The following is a 23082-nucleotide window of genomic DNA, read 5'->3' on the forward strand; positions in this document are numbered from 1 at the left end:
ATGAATCTTGACTTCTCCTTCTACAACTGGGACCTGATCTCCAACTTCGTGCTCAAGGGGCTGTATTTCAGTCTCATGCTCACGCTGGTGGCCACGGTTGGCGGCGTGCTGTTCGGCACCATGCTGGCGCTGATGCGCCTGTCGGGCAAGAAGTGGCTCGATATTCCCGCCACCATCTATGTCAACGGCATGCGCAGCATTCCGCTGGTGATGGTGATCCTGTGGTTCTTCCTGCTGGTGCCCGCCATCATTGGCCGCCCCATCGGCGCCGAGGTGTCGGCGGTGGTGACCTTCATCGCCTTTGAAGCCGCGTATTTCAGCGAAATCATGCGCGCGGGCATCCAGTCGGTGCCGCGGGGGCAGGTGTATGCGGGCCAGGCGATGGGCATGACCTACAGCCAGAACATGAAGCTGGTGATCCTGCCGCAGGCGTTTCGCAACATGCTGCCGGTGCTGCTGACGCAGACCATCATCCTGTTCCAGGACACCTCGCTGGTCTATGCCATTGGCGCCTACGACATGCTCAAGGGCTTTGAAGTGGCCGGCAAGAACTTTGGCCGCCCCATCGAGGCCTACCTGGCTGCGGCGGTGCTGTACTTTGTGATGTGCTATGCCTTGTCCTGGATGGTCAAGCGCCTGCACCAGAAGATCGCCATCATTCGTTGAGGCGCAAGAGATTGAGGAACAAGTAAATGATCGAACTCAAAAACGTATCCAAGTGGTATGGCCCCGTGCAGGTGCTGACCGATTGCTCCACCACCATCCAGAAAGGCGAGGTGGTGGTGGTGTGCGGTCCTTCGGGTTCCGGCAAGTCCACGCTGATCAAGACCATCAATGCACTGGAGCCCTTCCAGAAGGGCGAGATCTACGTGGATGGCGTGGCCGTGCACGACCCCAAGACCGACCTGCCCAAGCTGCGCAGCCGCGTGGGCATGGTGTTCCAGCACTTCGAGCTGTTTCCGCACCTGTCGGTGACGGACAACCTGACCATCGCCCAGGTCAAGGTGCTGGGCCGCAGCGCCGACGAAGCCAGGAAGCGCGGCCTCAGGATGCTCGAGCGCGTGGGCCTGATGGCGCACAAGGACAAGTTCCCGGGCCAGCTCTCGGGTGGCCAGCAGCAGCGCGTGGCCATTGCGCGGGCGCTGAGCATGGACCCCATCGTGATGCTGTTCGACGAGCCCACCTCGGCCCTCGATCCCGAAATGGTCGGTGAGGTGCTGGATGTGATGGTGGGCCTGGCCCACGAAGGCATGACCATGATGTGCGTGACCCACGAAATGGGCTTCGCGCGCAAGGTCGCCAGCCGCGTGATCTTCATGGACGTGGGCGGCAAGATCCTGGAGGACTGCTCCAGGGACGAGTTCTTCGGCCACCCCGAGAACCGCCAGCCACGCACCAAGGATTTCCTCAACAAGATCCTGCAGCACTGAGGGCACTGCACGTCCCACCGCCCAGCGGCACCTTCGGGTGCCGTTGGCATTTTCAGGCCGGGGGGCGGGCTGTGCCATGCGTGTCCCTTTCGCCGGTAAGATGCCCTGGGCCGGAATCCCCCGGCATGTGGCCGCCATGGCCTGAGCGAGATACTGACAATGAAACAACCCGTGGTCATCACCGCTGAGCTGACACCCGAAAACGCCCAGGCACTGGCGCGCTTCGTCAAGAACATCGGCCATGAGGGCATCCGGGCGTGTTCCCGGGACGATGCGGAAACCTTCCTCGTGCGCGATGCGCTCGATTCGCTGCGTGAGGCGCTGGATCTGGCCGGTTACGACCCGGAATAAACCCATGGCTGCCGCCATCCGGGACGCGATGGCCAATTCCCGATAGCGGGCAGGAATGGGACAATGGCGGCCATGACTGCCGCCACTGACACCCTCACCCTCACCCGCCCCGACGACTGGCACCTGCATGTGCGCGACGGCGAGCCCCTGCGCACCGTGGTGCCGCACACCGCCGCCCAGTTCGGCCGCGCGATCATCATGCCCAACCTGCGCCCGCCCGTGACCACGGCCGCGCAGGCGCTCGATTACCAGCAGCGCATCCTGGCGGCCGTGCCCGCCGGTATGCAGTTCGAGCCGCTGATGACGCTGTACCTCACCGACAACCTGCCACCCGAAGAAATCGTGCGTGCCAAGGCGGCGGGCGTGGTGGCCTGCAAGCTCTACCCCGCGGGCGCCACCACCAACAGCGACGCGGGCGTGACCGACCTGCGCAAGACCTACCCCACGCTCGAAGCCATGCAAAAGGCCGGCATGCTGCTTCTGGTGCATGGCGAAGTCACCAGCAGCGACATCGACCTGTTCGACCGCGAGGCCGCGTTCATCGAGCAGCAGCTCATCCCGCTGCGCCGCGATTTCCCCGAGCTGAAAATCGTCTTCGAGCACATCACCACCCAGGACGCCGCCGACTACGTGGCAGGCGCCGACCGCTTCACCGCCGCCACCATCACGGCGCACCACCTGCTCTACAACCGCAACGCCATCTTCACGGGCGGCATCCGCCCGCACTACTACTGCCTGCCCGTGCTCAAGCGCGAAACCCACCGCGTGGCCCTGGTGCAGGCCGCCACCAGCGGCAGCGCCAAGTTCTTCCTGGGCACCGACAGCGCACCGCACCCCGCGCACCTCAAGGAGCACGCCACCGGCTGCGCGGGCTGCTACACCGCGCACGCCGCCATCGAGATGTATGCCGAGGCGTTTGACAACGCGGGCGCGCTCGACAAGCTCGAAGGCTTTGCCAGCTTCCACGGCCCGGATTTTTACAGCCTGCCGCGCAACACCGGCACCATCACCCTGCGCCGCGAGTCGTGGACCCCGCCTGACAGCTTTGCGTTTGGCGAGGCCGAGCTCAAGCCTTTGCGCGCGGGTGACGCGCTGCCGTGGCGGCTGGTGTAGCCGCCATGGATTGGGGCGCCGCCTGGCTTGCACCCTGGCGGGCCACGGGAGAACCGGTGGCGCAGCAGATTGTGCGGGGCGATAGCGTGCACAGTGCGCTCCAGACGGTGCTGGGCGCGGGCCGGGGGGCCGTGCGTTTTGTCCCCCAGTCCGATCTGCCCGATGGCACCGCCTACGAACAGTTCATCTTCGACACCCGCCGCGTGCCCACGCGCGACAACCTGCACGACTTCTTCAACGGCCTGGCGTGGCTGCAGTTTCCGCAGACCAAGCGCCGGCTGAACCAGTTGCAGGCCCAGGCCATTGCTGCTGATGGCATACAGGCCGTACGCGGGCCGCTGCGCGATGCGCTCACGGTGTTCGATGAAAACGGCGCGGTGCTGCAGGCCCCCGAGGCGCTGTGGGATGCGCTGCGGGCGCGGGACTGGCAGGTGTTGTTTGTGGATCTGCGGCCGCTGTGGCGCGAAGCCCGGCTGGTGCTGTTCGGCCACGCACTGCTCGAAAAGCTGGTTTCACCCCGAAAACCCATGGTGGCGCACGTTTATCAAGCGCCTGCGGCTATTCATTCAATAGCTGATATGGATGCCTGGCTTGCGCAGGCACTGCAGCCCGGGCATTGGGCCACCAAGCCCTTCGCGCCGTTGCCCGTGCTCGGCGTGCCCGGCTGGTGGCCGGCCAACGAGGTGCCAGGCTTCTATGCCGACGCGCAGGTGTTCCGGCCCCTGCGGGTGGCGTCCGTTGCCTGAGGCAACGCCGAACAAGTCCCTCGCGTGCCGCGCATCCCTGCTTTGGGCGGTTGGGGGTGTTGCAAATGCTCGCAACAGCCATGGCTGTGCTTTGCGCCTTGCCGCCCATCCCAAACCCGGGCGCGCGCCATCGCGGGGATTGATGCAGCGTCGCCCTAATTCCCGTCAAGGTTTGTGTGATAAAGCCGGCCAGCGGGTTTGCACCTACCATTGCGCGATGCAATCGCGGCCAGAGACGATGAGGCCCTTGGAGAGGCGCTTGAAGCGCAGCCACCGGCCCCCATCTGAGCCAGCAAACACTCGTTGTTGTTCACCCCACGGAGAAACCATTCCATGAAGCGGATCCTTTTGTTTGTGATGACCAACCTGGCCGTCGTTGTCGTGCTGGGGGTGGTGGCCAGCCTGCTGGGCGTCAACCGCTACCTCACGGCCAACGGCCTGAACCTGGGCGCGCTGCTCGGCTTCGCGCTGGTGATGGGCTTTGGTGGCGCCATCATCTCGCTGCTCATCAGCAAGCCGATGGCCAAGTGGACCTCGGGCGTGCGCGTGATCGACGGCTCCGGCTCGCCCGACGAGCGCTGGATCGTCGAGACCGTGCGCAAGTTCGCCGATCAGGCCCAGATCGGTATGCCCGAGGTCGGCATCTTCGAGGGTGATCCCAACGCCTTTGCCACGGGTGCGTTCAAGAACTCGGCGCTGGTGGCGGTGTCCACCGGCCTGCTGCAGGGCATGACGCGCGAAGAAGTTGAGGCCGTGATCGGCCACGAAGTGGCCCACGTTGCCAACGGGGATATGGTCACCATGACGCTGATCCAGGGCGTGATGAACACCTTCGTGGTGTTCCTGTCGCGCGTGATCGGCTACGCGGTGGACAGCTTCTTGCGCAAGAACGATGAAAACAGCGCGGGCCCCGGCATCGGCTACATGGTCACCACCGTGGTGCTCGACATCGTGCTGGGTTTCCTGGCCGCCATCATCGTGGCCTGGTTCTCACGCCAGCGCGAGTTCCGCGCCGACGCGGGCGCCGCACAGCTCATGGGCCGCCGCCAGCCCATGATCAACGCCCTGGCCCGCCTGGGCGGCATGCACCCGGCCGAACTGCCGAAAAGCATGGCGGCCATGGGCATTGCCGGTGGCATCGGCAAGTTGTTCAGCACCCACCCACCGATCGAAGAGCGCATCGCTGCGCTGCAGAACAGCCAGCCCAACAGCTGATTGCGGCCGCTTCTTTCCCGAACCGCCAGTGGGCCCAGGTCCCTGGCGGTTTTTTCATGGCGGTGCGTATCAGCCCAGCCCCAGCAGGCTGCGCGCCACGGCCTCGCCGACCTTGATGCCGTCCACGCCCGCCGAAAGAATGCCCCCGGCGTAGCCCGCCCCTTCGCCGGCCGGGTACAGGCCGGGGGTGTTGGGGCTTTGCAGGTGGTCACCGCGGTCGATGCGCAGCGGTGCGGATGTGCGTGTTTCCACGCCGGTGAGCACGGCGTCATGCATGTCAAAGCCCTTGATCTTGCGGCCGAAGGCGGGTAGTGCTTCGCGCATGGCTTCGATGGCGTAGCCGGGCAGGGCGGCGTGCAAATCGCCCAGCGCCACGCCGGGCTGGTAGGACGGCTGCACGCTGCCCAGGTCCTTGGAGGGCCTGCCTGCGATGAAATCGCCCACCAGCTGGCCTGGCGCGCTGTAATTGCTGCCGCCCAGCACATAGGCGGCCGATTCCAGCTGGCGCTGCAGCACGATGCCCGCCAGCGGATGGTGCCGGTCGGCGGCCAGGGTCTCGACGCCGTGGGTCGCGCCCAGCGCGGCCGGGTAGGCATCGGGGTTGCGTGGATAGTCGCGCGGATCGATGCCCACCACCATGCCGGCATTGGCATTGCGCTCGTTGCGCGAATACTGGCTCATGCCGTTGGTGACCACGCGGCCCGGCTCGCTGGTGGCGGCCACCACGGTGCCGCCAGGGCACATGCAGAAGCTGTACACCGCGCGGCCGTTGGCAGCGTGGTGCACCAGCTTGTAGTCGGCCGCACCCAGCAGCGGGTGGCCCGCGTGGCGGCCCCAGCGCGCGCGGTCGATCACGCCCTGCGGGTGCTCGATGCGAAAGCCGATGGAAAACGGCTTGGCCTCCATCTGCACGCCACGCTCGTACAGCATGGCAAAGGTGTCGCGCGAACTGTGGCCCAGCGCCATCACCACATGGTCGGCGCGCAGCTCGGTGGTAGCGCCCGTCGCCTGGTTCAGCACCTTCAGGCCGCGCACATGGCGGCCTTGCGGGCCCTTTTCCACGATCAGGTCGGTCACGCGCTGTTCAAAGCGAATCTCGCCGCCCAGCGCAATGATCTGCGCGCGCAGGCTCTCCACCACCTTCACCAGCTTGAAGGTGCCGATGTGCGGGTGCGCCACGTACAGAATTTCCTCGGGTGCGCCGGCCTGGACGAATTCGGCCATCACCTTGCGGCCCAGGTGGCGCGGGTCCTTGATCTGGCTGTAGAGCTTGCCGTCGCTGAAGGTGCCCGCGCCGCCTTCGCCGAACTGCACATTGCTTTCGGGGTTCAGCTCGCGCTTGCGCCACAGGCCCCAGGTGTCCTGGGTGCGTTCGCGCACGTTCTTGCCGCGTTCCAGCACGATGGGCCTGAAACCCATCTGCGCCAGCACCAGCGCCGCAAAGATGCCGCAGGGGCCAAAGCCCACCACCACGGGGCGCACGGGTAGGTCGGCCGGCGCCTGGCCCACGGGGCGCCAGGCCATGTCGGGGGTGGGCTGGATATGCGGGTTGCCCGCGCATCGTTCGAGCAGGGCGGCTTCCTGCGCGGGATCGGCCAGCGTGGTATCGACGATGTACACCGCCAGCAGATCGGCCTTGCGTGCATCGAAGCTGCGTTTGAAGACCTGCAGCTGGGCGATATCGGCGTCTGCCAGGCCCAGGATGCGGGCGGCGGCGGCGCGCAGGGGCGCCTCGGGGGCTTCGGCCACCGTGAAGGGCAGCCGGATTTCAGAAAGGCGGATCATGGTCTTGCGGGCCCGTGGTTATCGGGCGAAGGGCAATGCAGGGGAGGCGGATTTTACCGGCCACGCCGGATTCATTCCCACCTTCTCGTCGGTACACCCGCACCGGCATCTTCGAATGCGCCAGCCCCTTCTGTGTCTCGCTGCCCAGCAGCAGTGCGTTGACGCCCGAGCGCCCATGCGATGCCATGAAGATCGGGTCGCAGCCGTGCTCGTCGGCCGCCGCGATGATGAGCTCATACGGCTTGCTGCCCACCCGCGCCACGCGCTGGCGCGCTGGGCATCGGCCTCGCGCGCGGTGGCCGCGTCCATGGCGGCCCATGGACCGATTGCAGGCGTAAAAAAAGGAGCTATATGCTCCTTTTTTTATGGCTTCTGGCGCCTTGTGCATAAGCGCTAGAGTTCTCTTTTGCTTCAAGTTGGCAAGAAACCTTCCACCGAGAGGTAGCGTTCGCCCGTGTCGTAGTTGAAGCCCAGTACGCGGCTGCCGGCGGGCAGCTCAGGCAGCTTTTGCGCAATGGCCGCCAGCGTGGCGCCGCTGGAGATGCCCACCAGCATGCCTTCCTCGCGGGCGCTGCGGCGCGCGTATTCACGCGCCGGTTCGGCATCGACCTGGATCACGCCGTCGAGCACGCTGGTGTCCAGGTTCTTGGGGATGAAGCCCGCACCAATGCCCTGGATGGGATGGGGCGCAGGTGCGCCGCCGCTGATGACGGGTGATAGCGTGGGCTCCACGGCGAACACCTTGAGTTGGGGAAACTTCGCTTTCAGCACGCGCGCCACGCCGGTGAGGTGGCCACCCGTGCCCACGCCGGTGATGAGCGCGTCCAGCCCGTCGGGGAAGTCGGCCAGGATCTCCTGCGCCGTGGTGCGCACATGCACTTCGATGTTGGCCGGGTTCTCGAACTGCTGCGGGATCCATGAGTTGGGCGTCTGGGCCTGCAGCTCCTGCGCGCGGGCGATCGAGCCCTTCATGCCCTTTTCGCGCGGCGTCAGGTCAAAGCTGGCGCCATAGGCCAGCATGAGGCGGCGGCGCTCGATGCTCATGCTGTCGGGCATCACCAGGATGAGCTTGTAGCCCTTGACGGCCGCCACCATGGCCAGGCCCACGCCGGTGTTGCCGCTGGTGGGCTCGATGATGGTGCCGCCGGGCTTCAGCGCACCGGATTTTTCGGCGTCTTCCACCATGGCCAGTGCGATCCGGTCCTTGATGGAGCCGCCGGGGTTGCTGCGCTCGGACTTGATCCACACGTTGGCACCCGAACCAAACAGGCGGTGGATGCGCACATGCGGGGTGTTGCCAATGGTTTGCAGGATGTTGTCGGTTTTCATGGGAAGTCTCCTGGGAAAAGAGGGGTTGCCCACGCATTCTGGCCCAGTTCATCGTGGGTGTGCAGCATATGGATATGCCGATCGGGGCGATAATCACCCCCGTGAAGCGCGCCAGACCGCCGCTGGTGCAATCTGGGAAACCAGGCACTGGAGGAACGTCCGGACTGCACAGGACAGCGTAGCAGCTAACGGCTGCCCACCGTGAGGTGAGGATCAGAGCAACAGAGACGAGTCGGAGCAGGTTGCAAGCCACCGAAGGTGTTCTATCGGTTGCCCGCACAAGCGGGCGCGGCTGGCGCAAGCCAGACGGCTGGAGGCGCAAGCCGCCAGCACCATAGCCACCCGAAGCGGGCGGCGCCCGCTTCGGGTGAAACGGGCAATCTCTACGCGCAGCAATACCAAGTAGGCCAGCGTTGATGTGGTTCCGCAGAGCTGGCGGGTAGGTAGCATCGAGCCGTGGTGGCGACACCCGGCCCAGAGTAATGGCGGTCACGCTGCGGGTCTTCGCAAGAGGGCCGGCGGTGCACAGAATCCGGCTTATCGGTGCGCTTCACACTTTTGATCAAATCAGGCGCTGGCGCCCGCCAGTCAAGCGCAAGCAGCTATCTTGCATGCTGTCAGTTGCGCCCGACCGGGCCGCAATCTGCGCTCAGAACTTTTCCCACGGCTGCAGATAGCGCCACTGCCCCTCGGGCACCTTGGCCAGCGGAACGCGGCCAATGCGGATGCGCTTGAGGGCGACCACCGTCAGGCCCACGGCCGCGCACATGGCCGGAATCTGCCCGGGGCGGATGCCCTTCAGGGCAAAGCGCAGCCGGGTCTCGTTTTGCCAGCTCACCTTGATGGGTGGCAGTGGGCGGCCATTGAACGTGAGGCCGTGGCACAGGCGCTGCAGGCCGTTGGGGGCGATCTCGCCCTTCACCTCGACGATGCACTCCTGCTCCAGCGATTCGATGTCTTCGGCCAGCTTGCGCGCGATGCGCTTGTCCTGCGTGTAGACCACCAAGCCGCTGGCTTCCGTGGGCAGCGGCGTGAAGCATTCGAGCTGCTTGAAGTGGCGCTGCAGCATGCGGATGCCCGAGGCATCTTCGGCCAGGTGCGAGGTGGCACTGAGCAGCGTGGTGGCCTGCGGCGCGCCCTGGCTGCGGCTGGCGTGGGCCGCTGGCCCGGCGGGCAGGCCCAGGCCGGCTTCAAACCCTGCCGGCTTGTGCAGCAGCAGCGTGACCGGCGTGAGCTCCAGCAGGCTGGCGTCTGGCGCCACGGTCACGGTCTGGTCGGGGCGCACGCGGGCGCCGGGGGCTTCCACCACCTGGCCGTCCACGCGCACAAAGCCGCCCTCAATGAATTGCTCGGCCGTGCTGCGCGAGCAGTTCAGTTGATCGGCCACGCGTTTGGCCAGGCGGATGTGGGTGGGATCGGGGTTCTTGTCGGTCATTGAATGGGTGGTGTGAGGTGTTTTTGTCGTTCAGTTGTTGCCAGGCTGCAGCGAACGGATGCGCTCGACATGGGCCAGCAGCGAGCGCTGGGCCACGGGCCACAGCCGTGGCGGTACGTCGTCGTAGGCGTGCTGTACCCAGTCTTCCATGCTGCCGTCGGGCAGCGCCTGCATGGCAGCCAGCACCTTGGCCTCGCGCGCCAGGCGGTGGGCCTTGAGCCGGGCAATCGCGCTGCGCGCCCCATGGATCGGACCGCCCAGCACGTAGCCGTGGGCGGGCAGGATGAATTCCACGCCGTGTTCGGCGCACGCCGCATCCAACCGGTCGAGCGAATCGAGGTAGTCGGCCATGTTGCCGTCGGGTGGGTCGATCACCGTGGTGCTGCCGTTCAGGATGTGGTCGCCGCTGAACAGCAGGCCGTCTTCCTGCAGCAGCAGGCACAGGTGGTTGGCGGCATGGCCGGGGGTGTGGATGATCTGAAGGGTGTGGGTAATTTTACCCTCTGGTGATTGTCCAGTAAGCGCTAGCAGCTCATTATTTTGTAGCGAACGGTCGGGCGTGAACTGGCTGGCGGCGCGGGCCGTGGGCGCCGATGGCAGGCCCAGAATGGGCGGCCTGGCCTGGCCCGCCTGCACGCACAGCGCCTGCAGCGGCGCGGCGCCGGGCGAGTGGTCGGCATGCGAGTGGGTGCACACGATCATGCGGATATCGCCCCCGGCGGCACGCCAGAGCTTGTCCAGGTGCTCGGCATCGGCCGGGCCGGGGTCGATGGCGATGAAGCCCGTGGCCGGGTCGCCCACCAGGTAGCTGTTGGTGCCGGGGCCGGTCATCACGCCGGGGTTGGGGGCCGTGAGGCGCATCACGTTGCGCAGCAGCGGCACGGGGCGCTCGGCCTGCCAGTCGAGCGGGTGCACGATCTGCCCGTCGGGGCAGACCAGGGCCAGTTCGCCAAACGGCGCCTCGTCTTCCATGTAGCGCGCTTCCTTGCCCGCAAGCATGCCGGCGCGCGGGCAGCTCACCCACAGCGGCTGCTCGTGCGCCACGGCGTCGAGCACCGCCTGGGTGCTGGCGAACTTTGCCAGCCGCTGCAGCGTGCGGATGGTGGGAAAGATCATGAAGAACTGCCCGGCCTCGTGCCGCGCCAGGGCATCGGCGGGGCGCACCCACACGGGCTCGAACTGCTCGGCCTCGTCGGCCACGGGCTCCTGGCCTTCGGGCATGCGGGCCACGAGAAACGGCACGTCAAAGCGCCGGGGCAGGTCCCGGTCACCGGTCCAGTGGGCCAGCAGGTACACGCTGTTGGCCGCCAGGCGCAGGCCGCGGGCCTGGCACTGTGCGGCAAAGGGCTGGTGGCGGTCGATGGCGGCGATGTCGTGTGCATCGGCCATGCGGCCGTCGGCATGGCGCGCCAGCAGCACACCCAGCTCTTCAAAACTCTCGCGAATGGCGGCGATGGCCTGGGTGAGGTGCAGGTCGCTCTGCGCGGGGCGGCGGTCGACGGCGGCGTGCGTGGCAGGGGCGGCATCGAGCGCGTCGATGCCGCCGCCGGGGAACACATAGGCGCCAGGCGCAAAGCTGGCCGTGCCCGAGCGCCGGGTCATGAGGATTTCGAACCCGCCGTTGTCCGGTGCATCGCGCAGCAACAGCACGGTGGCGGCAGGGCGGGTGGCAACGGGTTCGCGGTGGAGGTGCAGTTGTTGGGTGGTGCGGGGCATGCTTGAATTATGGGCAGGGCGCGGGTTGCTTTTCGGCCGTACATATCCGGATGGCGCCGATTGGCAAAAATCTTGCCAATCGGGCCGTGGGGGCTGGGAGTGTCGGGGATCTTGTGGATGGGTTGAGCCCACCGACGATAATCCAGCCCATGAAGATTCGCTTCACCAAAATGCAGGGCGCGGGCAACGATTTCGTGGTGCTCGACGAAACGCGGGGCCGCCTGGGGCTGACTCCGGCGCACTACCGCTGGCTGGCCGACCGCCACTTTGGCGTGGGCGCCGACCAGATCCTCACCGTGCGGCCCTCGCCGGGCGAGGGCATCGATTTCGAATACGTGATCCACAATGCCGACGGCGGCGAAGTGGAGCAGTGCGGCAACGGCGCGCGCTGCTTTGCGCGTTATGTGCGCGACAAGGGCCTGACCACCCAGGACACCATCCGCGTGCAGACGCTGGCCGGCGTGATCGCCCCCCGGCTCACGCCCGATGGCCGCGTGACGGTGGACATGGGCCGCCCGGTGTTTGAAGCGGCGCTGGTGCCTTTTGACGCGACCGGCCTCACGCCGGTGGTGCAGGGGATGGGGCAAAAATGGCCTCTGGCGCTTTCTGGACAAGCGCAAGATGCTCCTGTTATGGTAGCGGTGGTGTCCATGGGCAACCCGCATGCCGTGCAGTTGGTGGAGGATGCGGACACCGCGTCCGTGGCCGAAACCGGCCCGCTGATCGAATCGCACCCGCGCTTTCCTCGGCGGGTGAACGCCGGTTACCTGCAGATCGTGGACCGCAGCCATGTGCGCCTGCGCGTGTTCGAGCGTGGCGCGGGCGAAACCCTGGCCTGCGGCACCGGCGCCTGCGCCGCCGTGGCAGCGGGTATCCGGCTGGGGCTGCTCGACGCCCAGGTGGACGTGCAGACCCGCGGCGGTCTGCTCACCATCGCCTGGAGCGGCCAGGAGACCGACTCCGTTTTCATGACCGGTCCGGCCACCTCTGTTTTTGAAGGCCAGATCGAACTCCCTGACATGCCATGACCACCAGCTCCCACATTCCTCCGATCACCGAAGACGACATCGCCCAGTTCCTCACCCAGACGCCCGGTTTTTTCGAGCGCCACGCCGAGGTGCTGGCCAGCGTGCAGATCTCCAGCCCGCATGGCACCCGCGCCGTGAGCCTGCAAGAGCGCCAGGCCGAAATGCTGCGCGAGAAGATCAAGGGCCTGGAGCAGCGCATCATGGAAATGGTGCGCCACGGCAACGAGAACGCCGCCATCTCCGCCAAGGTGGACCACTGGACCAGCGCCCTGCTGCAGGTACGCGACCCCATGGACCTGCCCCAGGCCGTGGTGGACGGGTTGCGCACGCTGTTCGATGTGCCGCAGGCTGCCGTGCGCGTGTGGGGTGTGGCGGGGCCTTATATCGATGCCGACTTCACCCAGGGCGCCAGCGAAGACGCCCAGGCCTTCGCCTCCTCGCTGACCATGCCGTTTTGCGGCCCCAACCTGGGTTTTGAGCCCGCGGCCTGGCTGGCCAGCGAGGCGGGCGAACCACCCCAGTCCCTGGCCCTGCTGCCGCTGCGCGAAGGCGCCATCGACAGCGCCACCCCCGCTTTTGGCCTGCTGGTGCTGGGTTCACCCGACCCGCAGCGCTTTGACGCCACCCTGGGCACCGAATTCCTGGTGCGCATGGCCGAACTGGCCAGCGCGGCGCTGATGCGCCTCCGATGATCTCCCCCCTGAGACGCTTCGCGTCATCCCTCCGAGGGGGGACGCCACCCCCGGCCCGGCAAAGCCGGTTCCGCGGTGGCGCCGGTATGGCGGCGCGCCAGTTGCAGGCCGTGTGTGTGGGGCTTGCGGCGCTGGCGTCTTCACCGTGATTGTCTTGAATCGCCATGCCTGACGCGCCGAGCGATCCGTTGCCTGCCGATCCCCATGTGCTGCGGTATCTGGAGCATGTGCGGGTCGAAAAACGCCTGGCCGCGCGCACGCTCACGCTCTACACCCTGGATCTGGAAAAGCTGGCGCAGCTGGCGGCGGGCGTGCAGCTGCCCCTGCTGCAACTGACCAGCGCCCACATCCGCCGTTTCGTGGCCCAGATGCACAGTGCGGGGCGCAGCGGCCGGGGCATTGCGCTCATCCTGTCGGGCTGGCGCGGTTTTTTCACCTGGGCCGGGCGGCAGGGCCTGATAGGGCACAACCCCGTGCAGGACGTGCGCGCACCCAAGGCCCCCAAACCCTTGCCCAAGGCGCTGGGCGTGGACGACGCCGTGCGCCTGGCCGAGTTCGACCATGCCGGCGCCGACCCCTGGCTGGAAGCGCGGGATGCGGCCATGGTGGAGCTGCTGTATGGCTGCGGCCTGCGTGTGGGCGAGCTGGTGGGGCTGGATGCCGTGCCCGGCCCCGACACGCAGCGCCAGGGCCGTGGCTGGATCGACCTGCAGGCTGGCGAGGCCCATGTGTTCGGCAAGGGCGGCAAGCGCCGCAGCGTGCCTGTGGGCCGCACCGCCATGGCCGCACTGCAGGCCTGGCTGGCGCTGCGCGCCGGGCCGTTGGGTGGTGATGGCTCTGCGCGGCTCGATGCGGCGCTGTTCGTGGGCCAGCGGGGTGCGCGGCTCACGGCCCAGTCGGTCTGGCTGCGCCTGCGCCAGCGCAGCCAGCAGGCGGGGCTGACCACGCCGGTGCACCCGCACATGCTGCGCCACTCGTTCGCCAGCCACCTGCTGCAAAGCAGCGGCGACCTGCGCGCCGTGCAGGAGCTGCTGGGCCACGCCAACATCACCACCACGCAGGTCTATACGCGGCTGGATTTCCAGCACCTGGCCAAGGTGTACGACGCGGCGCACCCGCGCGCGCGCAGGAAACCTGGGGCCGAGTGACTCCCAGGCAACTGCAGTCGCTCGCCGCCGGCCAGCGATTTTTTCAGGCTTGCGCGAGCCAGAGCAAAAGTGCGGCCTTTTCCATGGGGTGGGCGATGTGGTAGCCCTGCCCGCCCTGGCAGCCCATGGCCTGCAGTGCTTGCCATGCCGCGGCATTTTCGATGCCCTCGGCCAGCACCTGAAGCCCCAGCTTTCGCCCCAGCTGCACCACCATTTCGGCGACACGCCCTCCTTGGGGCGCATCGAGCTGCTGCACGAAAGTGCGGTCGATCTTGATGCGGTCCAACGGCAGCTGCTCCAGGTAACTCAGCGATGAGTAGCCCGTGCCGAAGTCGTCAATGGCGATGGTGACGCCCTGGGCGCGCAGGGTATTCAGCGTGGACTGCAGCAACTGTGTGGGCAGGACCACCACGGATTCGGTGACCTCCAGCTCCAGGTGGTGTCCCGCCAGACCGTTGTCCGACAGCGCTGCACAGACCATGCCGAAAAAGCCAGGGTCGCGCAGCTGCACCACGGAGACGTTGACCGCCATGCGCTGAGGCGCCAATCCGGCTGTTTGCAGTTCACGCAGTGTCTGGCAGGCCATCTGGAGAGCCCATTGACCCAGGGGCAGGATCAGGCCCGAATGTTCGGCCACGGGGATGAATTGGTCCGGTGGCACCAGGCGGCCATCGGCGGTGCGCCAGCGCAACAAGGCTTCCAGGCCGATGAGATCGCCGGTTTCGAGGTGGACCTGCGGCTGGTAAACCAGAAACAGCTCCGCGCTTTCAATGGCTGCACGCAGATTGGAGAGCAGCACCGCGCGGTCCCTTGCCTCCGTTCCCATGTGGACCGCATATTGCAGTTGTTGTCCGCGGTGGTCGCGTTTGGCACGCTTGAGTGCGATGGTTGCGTCCTTGACGAGGTCGTCGCCCGTCCGGGCGTCTTCGGGCAGCAGTACATATCCGCAGGTCATCGATACCTGGTGGGGCATGCCGTTGATGGTCAGTGGGTCGTGCACGCAGTCCAGCAGCTGTTGTGGTGACACCTTGTGCGCCGATCCCAGGACACCAAAGGTGTCCGACCCCACGCGGGCCAGCATCACCCCGGCGGGCAGGATTTCGGCCAGGCGTTGCGCTACGGCATCGAGCAGGCGATCGCCAAAGCGGTGTCCCATCATCTCATTGGTGGCGCTGAAGTCGTCAATGTCGACCAGGGCCAGCATCAGCCCGTCCATGCCGCGCTGCACGCATTCGCCCACCTTCTCGATAAAGTAGGCCCGGTTGGGCAGCGAGACCAGTGGGTCGGAATAGGCAGACCGGCGCAGGCGCTCCAGCAGCCCCCGGTTGCGCAGCAAGGTGCTGAAGCCGGCACAAAAGAAATCAAGCAACTGCCGGTCGGGCGCGATAGGTGAGCCCTCAAGCTCGATGTACACCACCATGTCCTGGTCGTCCGTGCGTCCCATGTAAAGGGCCAGTGCGCGGTCATCGCCAAAGACATTGTCACCGCAACAGCGGGGTGGTGGCTGCACGCTGGGCGCAGCGGACGGCAAGGGTTGGTTGCCCAAGACGTTGCCGCGTGCGCTGAGAGCCCGGTGTAGCAAGCGCAGCATGCCCGACGCGGGAAGCGCACCCATGGGCAAGTCCAGCAAGCCGGCGAAACGTCCCGTGGCAGCTCGCACGCGGTAGTTGCCGTACAGGACCGCAGTGGTGTCTTGAACACAGACCAGGCCTTCGCCGGCAACACCCAGCAAGGCCGCGAGCTGGGTGATGACGCCGGTGGCGAAGGCGTGCAGGTCCGTTTCTTCCAGCAGCGCTGCACTGGAGCACATGATCGTCTCCATGCTGCGGCGACTGGCTTCGAAGGCACGCAGCCGCTGGAAGCCTTGCAACGACCGGGCCGAGATGGCCTGCCAGCGATCCGGCGTCAAATCAGACTTGGTGTGGTAGTCGCTGATGTCATAGCGCAAAAGAGTGTCCAGATCGGGCGCGCCATGCGGCGCTCCCGTGCGCAGCACGATGCGCGTACTGCGCAGGCCTGCGGCGCGGCGAATGAAGTCGAGCAGAACCAGCCCACCGCTCGCGTCCTGGGAAACCAGGTCCACGATGACCATTGCCAAGTCGTGTTCGCCCAGCAGCCGCGCGCGGGTGTCATCACCATGCGTGCAATGCAAGAGTTCCAGCGGACCGTCGAACAGCGTCAATCCTCCGAGCGCGCCGCGAATGCAGTCATGCACCTCGGGATCGTCATCGATCACCAGCACCCGCCATGCTGGCCGTCGCTGGCTTGCGCCACGCAAAACGCTTGCGGTGGCGGTCGATGTGACATTTTCAGCAGGGCTCATTGGCTGCATGCGACATGGCTGCGCACAGGGTCGGCGGCACGCACCACATGGTTGCGCCCGCTGCGTTTTGCGACGTACAGGGCTTCGTCGGCAAACCCGTAGGCATCATCGAAGCAGCCGCCGCGCAACAAATGGCTTACGCCAAAGCTGGCCGTGATGCGGCTGCTGTCGGGCAGATGGAATTCGCGGGTTGCAATGGCCTTGCGCATCGTCTGCGCAATCTGCTCCGAAGCGTTCGCTTCGTGCAACGGCAAGAGCACGGTGAATTCCTCCCCGCCGACGCGGCCGATGTGGGCGCTGGGGGGAATGGTGGTCTTGAGGCAATCAACCACGCCCAAAATGACGGTGTCCCCCACAGGGTGGCCAAAACTGTCATTGATGCGTTTGAAATGGTCGATGTCCAGCACGATCAGGGCCAGGTCGTGCTGTTGGGCGTGCTGATTGACGCGTTCAATAATGGCGGCGCGGTTGAGCACGCCCGTCAACGGGTCGTGCGTGGCGCGGTATTCGAGCTCTCTGGCGAGGTCCTGCAGGCGCTGGTTGAGCAGGGTCATCTCCAGCTCGGCGCGGTCGCTGCGCCGGACCAGGCGGCGCGTCTCGCGCAGCAGGCGCTCATAGGCGGCCAGGAGGTCGCCCAGCGCCTGGTGGCATGCGCCACTCCCCTGGAGGTCCGCATCGTAGGCGGCACGGGCCGCCAGCATCGACCGGTGTTCGGCCTCGAAAAGATCTGGCGCTGGATTGGCTAGGTCCATTCAGACGGGTCTCACCGGGTGGCTGACGAAATCGATGGCCGGAAAGTCCTCGCAGAGTTCCTGCCCGAACTCGAAGATGGTGTCGTCTTCTTCGTCGTGGTACCAGTTGAGGGCAATGTGGTTGCCTGCCTCCGCCGCCTCGTCGAGCACCGCGATCAGATTGAACAACATCTTGGTGCTGGAACTGTTGAAGTACGCCAGAGCAATATTCACTTCAATCTTGCTTTTCTGCAGGGTGCCAAGGTACTCCTTGAGGCGCTCGATGACCTGGCCATAAAAGGCGGCGGCATTCTCGGGGTAGGACTCGCCGCGCAGGCTCAGTGTGCTGCTGTCAAATCGAAAATCCACTTCCGGGGAACTGGGGGTGGGGGCAATGTAGAGGTTGTCCATGCGTGATCTCTGTTCGTTAGCGGGCCAGCGTTTCAGATCGCTGCCTTCAGATAGAAAACCGCGGATCCGTTGGCGCTCTCGGCCGGGGCAAAATCAAATTCCAGTGGTTCCCGCGCATCCCGGGCCATGGTGAGCAAGCCCATGCCGGCACCTTTGCTGCCCTCGGGCGTTTCCTCGCGCAGCGTCATACGGTAGACCCGTTTTATTTCTTCGGGTGTCATGCTGCTCAGAGTTTCCAGCTTGGTGCGCAACTCGTCGCCAGTTTCGGGATGAACGGGATTTGCACACAGCAACAGAAAGCTGCCATCGTCCTCGCGCCGGATGCAGACCGAGCCGTGGCGAAGCTCGCCATTATCCTGGCTGGGGGGGGTGAGTGCATCGGACGAGTAGTGGATGATGTTCTGCGCCATTTCGACGAAGGACGAGAACAGCTTGCGTCGCGTCGGGCCCGCCACGCCCGCACTCTCCAGCTGTAGTTTCACCGCTTCGGCCATGGCGGCGACGATGTTTTGTGAGAAGTAGCCCACGTAGTAAAAAATGACCTGGTGCTGTCGCGCCAGATGAAAGAAGAGGCCATATTCCTTGGCAATGGCAGAGCGGATCATTCGAGGTCTCTTCAGGTACGAAAGCAAAAAAACGTCACGTCGTCGCGGCGATGGTGCTCGCCCTGCCACTCCTGCAGCGCGGCGAGCACATCATGATTGAGCTGTGCAGGGGTGCTGCTTGCAAGGGACAGCAACAAATCGCACAGACGGCGCTTGCCAAAAGCGATGGCACGCGGGCCGCCCACCTGGTCCACCAGCCCGTCGGTGGTGACGAACACCAGGCTGCCAGCGGGCAGGTTCACCGTTACGTTCCGCCACGCATAGTCCAGTTCGCTGTCCACATAGCCCACGCCCTTGCGCTGGCCTTCCACCACATCCACTTTGTACGCGCCAGGGCGCAGCACGAACAGTGAAAGGCGGGCTCCGGAAAAAACCATCTGGCGGGTGCCGGGCTCGTACCAGAAGCAAGCCGCATCCATGCCATCGTCGGAACCCGGTGTGCTGTCCTGGCCACCGACCTGGCCCAGCATCTGCTTGATGCTGCGATTGACGATCGCAAGCAACGAGGCTGGATCGCGCAGCCCCTTTTCCTTGATTGCCTGGCTCAGGCCGCTGGAGGCGATCAGGGTCATGAAGGCACCGGGAACACCGTGCCCTGTGCAATCTGCCACGGTGCCAAACCAGCCGCCGTCATCAATGCTAAATTGGTAGAAATCGCCGCCCACGACATCGCGAGGCTCCCAGACCAGATCGGCCTCGGGGCAGGCGAGTGAGAGAATTTCACGCGAACTGCGCAGGGCAGACTGCTGAATCACGCTCGCATATTCGATGCTGTGCATGATCTGGCGATTGCGCGAGGCCTGAAGGTTGGCCACTGCGCGCATGAGCTGCAGGCCGCTGCCCACGCCAGCAAACTCGTTGTTGCGCGTGATGATGAAACCGTCGGACAAGGCTTTTTCGCCGAACTCGACGGCCTTGAAGGTCAGCGTTTCAATGTCCATCGATGCATCAACAATCAGTGGCTCCTTGTCCATGAAGGCGATGCAGCTCTTGCGACCGTATAGCTCGAGGCGGAACGGTTTGCTGATTTGCGAGAGAAAGATGTCGCGATTGATCAGCCCGATGGGCTTGTGGCCCTCCACCACCGGCAGGCTGATCAGTTCGCGGTGCTGCGTGAAGGTCTCCAGTACCTTTTCGTTGTTTGACTCGGTGGTCATGCAGGGGGCCAGGGTGCACAAGTCTGCCGCGCTGGGCTGGCGGAAGCGCGGCCGGAAGTCGCTCAGATATGTGGAAGTCTCAGACATGAGGGTGGTGCCAAGAAAGGTGTAGGAAAATGTTACTACTTGTGCATGACTGAGTCGTGACGGTCATGTAACGGCGGGGCGTGCAGCCACCCTGGAAAAAGCTCCAGACCGTGGGCGCATCGTTGGTTGCCCACCTGGTGGGCCGGTGGCGGTGTTTCAGGGGGAGGGGTCGTTTAGGCCGCGCGTCGGCTTGGGGCAAGGGAAAGGGGGCGCTTGACGCTTGGCCAAGGCTGCTGCTGCACCAGGCATGCGGCAAAGCCAGGCGCAGCGCACACAATCCTGGTATGAAAACGATTCGGCTCAAACTTGGCAAAGAGCGCTCGCTGCAGCGCCGCCACCCCTGGGTCTTTGACAGCGCCATCGCCAAAGGCAGCGGAGACAGCGGCGGGACGGTGCGCGTGGAGTCGTACGAAGGGCAGTTTCTGGCTGGGCGGCAATCAACCCCGCGCTGGAGCGTGGCGCGTGCGCATGTGGCGTTCAATGGCGTCGATGAGAATCGTGCCAGTTTTCTCGATGCCGATGTGAATGCCTCCCTGTGCCAGTTTCTCAGAACGTGTTCACAATCTCGCCGCCAAGGGTGAGAAGATAGGGGTGAGAAAGAAATGCGCCAGCGACATAAGTCGAGAGAAGTTTGAAGAGATTGTGCCGCTGCTGCAAAACGTGCGGTGACGCCCCAAGCCGACGACAGTTGATCTGTATGAGGTGTTTTGTGCGGTGCTGTATCTGTTGCGCACGGGCTGCCAGTGGCGCTTGTTGCACAGTGACTTTCCAAAGGGGCGCGAGCCGGGCGTAAAAATCAGGTTGGCGCGGCCCGAGAGAGACTGGGGCGCAGCGCACAGTCCACGCTGCTGATCGTGGACGCGCAGAGCGTGAAGAACACGGACACGGCGGGCCACAAAGGTGATGACGCGGGCAAGAAGGTTTCGGGCATCAAGCGTCGCGTGGATACGCAAGGCTTGCCGCACGCGGTGGCCCAAGAACTTTGCCAGGGCCCCGGCCAGGAAGCCGATGCGCACGATGTGCACGCCGCTATCGGCGTCCTTGTATTCCGCCGCGATGGTCAGCCGACAGAGTGCCTCTTGGTGGGCGCGTGCCACCTCCTGCAAAGCTTTGTTGCGCTCCTGGTACATGCGGCCCAGGTCGGAGATGATTTCCTCCATCTGGCGGGCCGCAGCCGGATCGAACTGGGTGGCTTCGTGGGCTGGCAGGGTCATGGTGTCTCGGGCGGGTGGTTGCCCAGGCCGTCGATGGTCTCGATCAGCTTGAGGGGGCTGAAGGGCTTGAGGAGATAGGCGTCCGCGCCGGCATTCATGCCCGCCTCGATGTCCTTGCTCTGGCCGCGCGCGGTCAGCAGCACCACCCATGGAGCGCCCAGAGAGGGGTCGCTCTTGACCTGGCGGCACAGGTCCAGCCCGTCCATCTTGCCCGGCATCATGATGTCCAGCAGCAGCAGGTGAGGGCGCAGACGCCGCACGGCCTCCAGGCCGTCATCGGCGTTGGCCGTCTCATGAATTTCGTGGTTCTCGAACTCCAGGGTCATGCGGATCAGTCGACGGATGTCCGCGTGGTCTTCGACGATCAGTATGCGTTGGGTCATTGGGTGTTATGGCATTTGATTTCTAATTTATCAAATTTATCATATGACTGTCTTTTGAAGTGATAAAATCCACACCCATGGAAACAAGCCTGGTGAAGTCCCTGCCCGAAGACTGCAGCACGCGCGATGTGGCGCGCGTGCTGGGTTTGGCCGTGCGCTCCGTGCAGCTCATGGTGGACCGGGGCGAACTGGAGGCCTGGAAGACGCCCGGGGGGCACCGGCGTATCGCGCGGGCATCGGTCGAGCGCTGGATCAACCAGCGCCATGGGCATGCTGCCATGCCATTGGTCGAAACCGTTGCCCCGGCGGCCGTCGTGGTGCCGGATGGGCGCCCCACCCAGCGCGCCGCGCGGGATGTTGCCCGCGAAGGCACGGCGCGGGCGCAACGCCAGCGCGTGCTGCTGATTGAAGACTCCGTGCATTTCCAGACGCTGTTCAAGCTGCTGATGGCGCACGATTTTCCCCAGGTCGACCTGCATGTGGCCGACGACGGAATCGTGGGCCTGGCGATGGCGGGCGAGTTGCAGCCCGATGTGCTCATCGTGGACATTCTGTTGCCGGGCATCGACGGCGCCGCCCTGATTGCTCGCCTGCGCTCGCACCCCCAGTTTCAGCGCAGCCGCCTGATCGTGGTGACCTCGCTGGATGAAGAGCAGCGCGAGCCCTATGCCTTTGCGCTGGCCGGGCTGCCGGTGGTGCACAAGCCGCGTCTGGTACAGGAGCTGCCGGTCCTCCTGGCGCGGTGTTTGAACCCGGTGGGCTGAAAGGGTGTTGTGCAATTACCGCGTGTGCTGTTGCTGGAGGACGATCCAGCGGTGCGTCTGTTCGTGCAGATGGCGCTCGAACCCCTGGCCCTGGAGGTCGTGCCGTGTTCCACGCTGGCCGAGGCGCGGCAGGCGCTGGCCGATTGCGATATACGGCTGGTGTTCACGGACCTGAGGCTTCCTGATGGTTCCGGCCTGGACCTGCTGCAATGGCTGCAGGACCGCGCGCGATCAACGGGCGTGGCGTGCCGCATCGTGGTGTTCAGTGGCGGCATCGACCCGGCCATGGAGTGCAGGCTCCAGGCCCTGCAGGTCTGGCGCGTGCTGCGCAAGCCCGCCTCGGTGGCCAGTCTCATCGCCTGTGTCTCGGATGCACTGGCCGCCGATACGCAGGCCGGACCCGCTGTCGCCGAGCCGCCCGGGCCTGATCCAGTGGCCGATTTTTTTGGTGGCAACCGCCCGCTCTACGACGCCTACCGTTCGGCATGTCTGGCACAGTTTCCGAAGGACTTGAACGCGGGCGATATCGCGGTTCGTGTGGGGGACGCCCAGGCGCTGCGGCGCGTGGCACACAATCTCACGTCCGTGCTGGCAATCCTCGGTAGCGAACCCGCCGCGTTGGTGGCGCGACAGACTGAAGATGCGGCGGAAAAAGGTGACATGGCGCAGATGCGGAGCAACTGGTTGCTGCTTCGCGAGCATCTGTTGCAGTTGAAATTCACCACCGATCCGCGCGAGGTTCTCCATCCGTTGCGGTGGACCGCTTGCGTTCTGGCGTCGAAGGCTTCCGGATTGGCCGCAGGGGAATAGTGCCGCCAGCCAACCGCTGGTTTCAGCGTCGGGCTGGTCTTGCCGTGCGATGTGCTGCCGCACGATCCCCAGCGGAGCACCGCCACAAGACAGCACCTCGTCGCTGCGCGACCAGAGCACCGGATTGGCGTGGCTACCTGCCAGGGGCTGGGCACACAGGTTGCGCAGCCTGTGCCTGGTTCCCGTCCTGAGCGTTCCCAAAGTCTGCCCGCGCTGCGGAGGGCGGCAGCGCGATCGGCATGCGCACAAGGTCATGCGCGCCGTTGGCTCCGATGGGCCTGCCGCCTGGGAGGCTGTCAGACTCCGCGCAGATGCACGACACCCGCTAGGTCGGCGTGGGAATGGGCCAGCGCGTCAGGCCTTTCGTGCGAATGGATTTTCTGCTGGCTCAAGATGGGCCGTCCGCATTCCTCGCTGCCGAGCTGGAAGGCCGGTAACTCACCTGGGCGCGGGTTTTCGCTGGCCATGGGGCGCTGCGAGGTCCCGGGCGGCGGGGTGGTCGGAGAGGGGGTGGTTGGTGGTGAAAATTGATAAATTGCGATTTTGTCAATTTTATTAATTTTCTGGCAAATCCCCTTGTTTGGCGTCAGGGGGGTTGTGCTCCCCGGC

At 65.3% G+C, this 23082-nt stretch carries 22 protein-coding genes, 1 other RNA gene and 3 pseudogenes; 14 read left to right on the top strand and 12 right to left on the bottom strand.

All coding sequences use genetic code 11. The features are described from left to right. The 6 genes from AC1Q5S_RS07530 (at position 1) to htpX (ending at position 4855) form a co-directional block, all read left to right on the top strand. A complete protein-coding gene (locus tag AC1Q5S_RS07530) occupies positions 1–666 on the top strand; it encodes an amino acid ABC transporter permease (RefSeq protein ID WP_303834543.1) in 666 nt (221 codons plus the stop codon). A 26-nt stretch (positions 667–692) separates the two neighbouring features. Continuing rightward, positions 693–1430 carry an amino acid ABC transporter ATP-binding protein gene (locus AC1Q5S_RS07535; RefSeq protein WP_303834542.1) on the top strand — a complete coding sequence of 246 codons (738 nt, stop codon included), beginning with the start codon at positions 693–695 and terminating at the stop codon, positions 1428–1430. Positions 1431–1589: 159 nt separating this feature from the next. Further along, positions 1590–1781, top strand: a complete 192-nt coding sequence (locus tag AC1Q5S_RS07540) for a DUF7706 family protein (RefSeq protein ID WP_026436664.1) — start codon at positions 1590–1592, stop codon at positions 1779–1781. 72 nt (positions 1782–1853) lie between these two features. Beyond that, entirely contained in the window at positions 1854–2894 is a 1041-nt protein-coding gene (gene pyrC / locus AC1Q5S_RS07545; RefSeq protein ID WP_303834539.1) for a dihydroorotase, read from the top strand. A gap of 5 nt (positions 2895–2899) precedes the next feature. Next, the gene (locus AC1Q5S_RS07550; RefSeq protein ID WP_422205316.1) at positions 2900–3640 is read left to right on the top strand and encodes a DUF3025 domain-containing protein; all 741 of its coding nucleotides are present in this window, start codon (positions 2900–2902) and stop codon (positions 3638–3640) included. Between the two features lie 333 nt (positions 3641–3973). Further along, entirely contained in the window at positions 3974–4855 is an 882-nt protein-coding gene (htpX, locus tag AC1Q5S_RS07555; RefSeq protein ID WP_303834535.1) for a protease HtpX, read from the top strand. A 69-nt stretch (positions 4856–4924) separates the two neighbouring features. On the opposite strand, the gene AC1Q5S_RS07560 is transcribed toward htpX, so the two are convergent. From AC1Q5S_RS07560 to cysK, 3 genes and pseudogenes are all read right to left on the bottom strand, one after another. After that, on the bottom strand, positions 4925–6640 hold the full coding sequence (locus tag AC1Q5S_RS07560) for an NAD(P)/FAD-dependent oxidoreductase (protein WP_422205318.1): 1716 nt from the start codon (positions 6638–6640) through the stop codon (positions 4925–4927). A gap of 88 nt (positions 6641–6728) precedes the next feature. After that, a pseudogene (locus AC1Q5S_RS07565) lies at positions 6729–6896 on the bottom strand (universal stress protein); the annotation flags it as partial. A gap of 155 nt (positions 6897–7051) precedes the next feature. After that, positions 7052–7969, bottom strand: coding sequence for a cysteine synthase A (gene cysK / locus AC1Q5S_RS07570; RefSeq protein ID WP_303834531.1), 918 nt, complete (start codon positions 7967–7969; stop codon positions 7052–7054). 103 nt (positions 7970–8072) lie between these two features. On the opposite strand from cysK, the gene rnpB reads away from it, so the two are divergent. Then, positions 8073–8525, top strand: an RNA gene (rnpB, locus tag AC1Q5S_RS07575) — RNase P RNA component class A. A 93-nt stretch (positions 8526–8618) separates the two neighbouring features. Here rnpB and AC1Q5S_RS07580 read toward each other — a convergent pair. Continuing rightward, a complete protein-coding gene (locus AC1Q5S_RS07580) occupies positions 8619–9404 on the bottom strand; it encodes an rRNA pseudouridine synthase (protein ID WP_303834529.1) in 786 nt (261 codons plus the stop codon). A gap of 30 nt (positions 9405–9434) precedes the next feature. Continuing rightward, positions 9435–11120: an MBL fold metallo-hydrolase gene (locus AC1Q5S_RS07585; RefSeq protein ID WP_422205321.1), complete on the bottom strand. Its 1686-nt coding sequence runs from the start codon at positions 11118–11120 to the stop codon at positions 9435–9437. A gap of 149 nt (positions 11121–11269) precedes the next feature. On the opposite strand from AC1Q5S_RS07585, the gene dapF reads away from it, so the two are divergent. The 3 genes from dapF to AC1Q5S_RS07600 all read left to right on the top strand — a co-directional run bounded on the left by dapF (position 11270) and on the right by AC1Q5S_RS07600 (position 13988). After that, positions 11270–12148, top strand: a complete 879-nt coding sequence (dapF, locus tag AC1Q5S_RS07590) for a diaminopimelate epimerase (protein ID WP_422205323.1) — start codon at positions 11270–11272, stop codon at positions 12146–12148. Next, on the top strand, positions 12145–12840 hold the full coding sequence (locus AC1Q5S_RS07595) for a DUF484 family protein (protein WP_422205325.1): 696 nt from the start codon (positions 12145–12147) through the stop codon (positions 12838–12840). The genes dapF and AC1Q5S_RS07595 overlap by 4 nt, the downstream gene beginning before the upstream one ends. A 164-nt stretch (positions 12841–13004) precedes the next feature. After that, positions 13005–13988 (top strand): tyrosine recombinase XerC, encoded by a 984-nt coding sequence (locus AC1Q5S_RS07600; RefSeq protein ID WP_422205327.1) that lies wholly within the window; start codon positions 13005–13007, stop codon positions 13986–13988. A 43-nt stretch (positions 13989–14031) separates the two neighbouring features. On the opposite strand, the gene AC1Q5S_RS07605 is transcribed toward AC1Q5S_RS07600, so the two are convergent. From AC1Q5S_RS07605 to AC1Q5S_RS07625, 5 genes are read right to left on the bottom strand one after another with little or no spacing between them, the layout of a single operon-like run. Then, positions 14032–16311 carry a two-component system response regulator gene (locus tag AC1Q5S_RS07605; RefSeq protein WP_422205329.1) on the bottom strand — a complete coding sequence of 760 codons (2280 nt, stop codon included), beginning with the start codon at positions 16309–16311 and terminating at the stop codon, positions 14032–14034. Beyond that, on the bottom strand, positions 16308–17063 hold the full coding sequence (locus AC1Q5S_RS07610; protein WP_422205331.1) for a GGDEF domain-containing protein: 756 nt from the start codon (positions 17061–17063) through the stop codon (positions 16308–16310). Before AC1Q5S_RS07610 ends, AC1Q5S_RS07605 begins: the two co-directional genes overlap by 4 nt. Then, positions 17064–17453: a DUF1987 domain-containing protein gene (locus tag AC1Q5S_RS07615; protein WP_422205333.1), complete on the bottom strand. Its 390-nt coding sequence runs from the start codon at positions 17451–17453 to the stop codon at positions 17064–17066. A gap of 32 nt (positions 17454–17485) precedes the next feature. Next, positions 17486–18058 (bottom strand): SiaB family protein kinase, encoded by a 573-nt coding sequence (locus AC1Q5S_RS07620; RefSeq protein WP_422205335.1) that lies wholly within the window; start codon positions 18056–18058, stop codon positions 17486–17488. A gap of 11 nt (positions 18059–18069) precedes the next feature. After that, positions 18070–19302 (bottom strand): SpoIIE family protein phosphatase, encoded by a 1233-nt coding sequence (locus tag AC1Q5S_RS07625; protein WP_422205337.1) that lies wholly within the window; start codon positions 19300–19302, stop codon positions 18070–18072. 284 nt (positions 19303–19586) lie between these two features. Here AC1Q5S_RS07625 and AC1Q5S_RS07630 point away from each other — a divergent pair, with 284 nt between their 5' ends. Beyond that, the gene (locus tag AC1Q5S_RS07630) at positions 19587–19883 is read left to right on the top strand and encodes a hypothetical protein (protein ID WP_422205339.1); all 297 of its coding nucleotides are present in this window, start codon (positions 19587–19589) and stop codon (positions 19881–19883) included. Between the two features lie 10 nt (positions 19884–19893). After that, positions 19894–20276, top strand: a pseudogene (locus AC1Q5S_RS07635) (transposase); the annotation flags it as partial. Here AC1Q5S_RS07635 and AC1Q5S_RS07640 read toward each other — a convergent pair. Together AC1Q5S_RS07640 and AC1Q5S_RS07645 are read right to left on the bottom strand one after the other, a co-directional pair. Further along, positions 20274–20516, bottom strand: a pseudogene (locus AC1Q5S_RS07640) (HD-GYP domain-containing protein); the annotation flags it as partial. The pseudogenes AC1Q5S_RS07635 and AC1Q5S_RS07640 overlap by 3 nt on opposite strands. Continuing rightward, positions 20513–20899 carry a response regulator transcription factor gene (locus AC1Q5S_RS07645; RefSeq protein WP_422205341.1) on the bottom strand — a complete coding sequence of 129 codons (387 nt, stop codon included), beginning with the start codon at positions 20897–20899 and terminating at the stop codon, positions 20513–20515. The gene AC1Q5S_RS07645 and the pseudogene AC1Q5S_RS07640, both read right to left, overlap by 4 nt. 77 nt (positions 20900–20976) lie before the next feature. On the opposite strand from AC1Q5S_RS07645, the gene AC1Q5S_RS07650 reads away from it, so the two are divergent. Both AC1Q5S_RS07650 and AC1Q5S_RS07655 read left to right on the top strand, forming a co-directional pair. Continuing rightward, a complete protein-coding gene (locus AC1Q5S_RS07650) occupies positions 20977–21663 on the top strand; it encodes a helix-turn-helix domain-containing protein (RefSeq protein WP_422205343.1) in 687 nt (228 codons plus the stop codon). Positions 21664–21687: 24 nt separating this feature from the next. Beyond that, complete coding sequence (locus tag AC1Q5S_RS07655; protein WP_303835264.1) at positions 21688–22473, top strand: response regulator; 786 nt, start codon at positions 21688–21690, stop codon at positions 22471–22473. Positions 22474–23082: the final 609 nt, after the last annotated feature.

The sequence above is a fragment of the Acidovorax sp. GW835-FHT14B10 genome (assembly GCF_058793725.1).

What these genes read in the sequence shown, in the direction of transcription:
- AC1Q5S_RS07530 (WP_303834543.1), top strand. Translation starts at nt 1, where the DNA reads ATGAATCTTGACTTCTCCTTCTACAACTGGGACCTGATCTCCAACTTC.
- AC1Q5S_RS07535 (WP_303834542.1), top strand. Translation starts at nt 693, where the DNA reads ATGATCGAACTCAAAAACGTATCCAAGTGGTATGGCCCCGTGCAGGTG.
- AC1Q5S_RS07540 (WP_026436664.1), top strand. Translation starts at nt 1,590, where the DNA reads ATGAAACAACCCGTGGTCATCACCGCTGAGCTGACACCCGAAAACGCC.
- pyrC (WP_303834539.1), top strand. Translation starts at nt 1,854, where the DNA reads ATGACTGCCGCCACTGACACCCTCACCCTCACCCGCCCCGACGACTGG.
- AC1Q5S_RS07550 (WP_422205316.1), top strand. Translation starts at nt 2,900, where the DNA reads ATGGATTGGGGCGCCGCCTGGCTTGCACCCTGGCGGGCCACGGGAGAA.
- htpX (WP_303834535.1), top strand. Translation starts at nt 3,974, where the DNA reads ATGAAGCGGATCCTTTTGTTTGTGATGACCAACCTGGCCGTCGTTGTC.
- AC1Q5S_RS07560 (WP_422205318.1), bottom strand. Translation starts at nt 6,640, where the DNA reads ATGATCCGCCTTTCTGAAATCCGGCTGCCCTTCACGGTGGCCGAAGCC.
- cysK (WP_303834531.1), bottom strand. Translation starts at nt 7,969, where the DNA reads ATGAAAACCGACAACATCCTGCAAACCATTGGCAACACCCCGCATGTG.
- AC1Q5S_RS07580 (WP_303834529.1), bottom strand. Translation starts at nt 9,404, where the DNA reads ATGACCGACAAGAACCCCGATCCCACCCACATCCGCCTGGCCAAACGC.
- AC1Q5S_RS07585 (WP_422205321.1), bottom strand. Translation starts at nt 11,120, where the DNA reads ATGCCCCGCACCACCCAACAACTGCACCTCCACCGCGAACCCGTTGCC.
- dapF (WP_422205323.1), top strand. Translation starts at nt 11,270, where the DNA reads ATGAAGATTCGCTTCACCAAAATGCAGGGCGCGGGCAACGATTTCGTG.
- AC1Q5S_RS07595 (WP_422205325.1), top strand. Translation starts at nt 12,145, where the DNA reads ATGACCACCAGCTCCCACATTCCTCCGATCACCGAAGACGACATCGCC.
- AC1Q5S_RS07600 (WP_422205327.1), top strand. Translation starts at nt 13,005, where the DNA reads ATGCCTGACGCGCCGAGCGATCCGTTGCCTGCCGATCCCCATGTGCTG.
- AC1Q5S_RS07605 (WP_422205329.1), bottom strand. Translation starts at nt 16,311, where the DNA reads ATGAGCCCTGCTGAAAATGTCACATCGACCGCCACCGCAAGCGTTTTG.
- AC1Q5S_RS07610 (WP_422205331.1), bottom strand. Translation starts at nt 17,063, where the DNA reads ATGGACCTAGCCAATCCAGCGCCAGATCTTTTCGAGGCCGAACACCGG.
- AC1Q5S_RS07615 (WP_422205333.1), bottom strand. Translation starts at nt 17,453, where the DNA reads ATGGACAACCTCTACATTGCCCCCACCCCCAGTTCCCCGGAAGTGGAT.
- AC1Q5S_RS07620 (WP_422205335.1), bottom strand. Translation starts at nt 18,058, where the DNA reads ATGATCCGCTCTGCCATTGCCAAGGAATATGGCCTCTTCTTTCATCTG.
- AC1Q5S_RS07625 (WP_422205337.1), bottom strand. Translation starts at nt 19,302, where the DNA reads ATGTCTGAGACTTCCACATATCTGAGCGACTTCCGGCCGCGCTTCCGC.
- AC1Q5S_RS07630 (WP_422205339.1), top strand. Translation starts at nt 19,587, where the DNA reads ATGAAAACGATTCGGCTCAAACTTGGCAAAGAGCGCTCGCTGCAGCGC.
- AC1Q5S_RS07645 (WP_422205341.1), bottom strand. Translation starts at nt 20,899, where the DNA reads ATGACCCAACGCATACTGATCGTCGAAGACCACGCGGACATCCGTCGA.
- AC1Q5S_RS07650 (WP_422205343.1), top strand. Translation starts at nt 20,977, where the DNA reads ATGGAAACAAGCCTGGTGAAGTCCCTGCCCGAAGACTGCAGCACGCGC.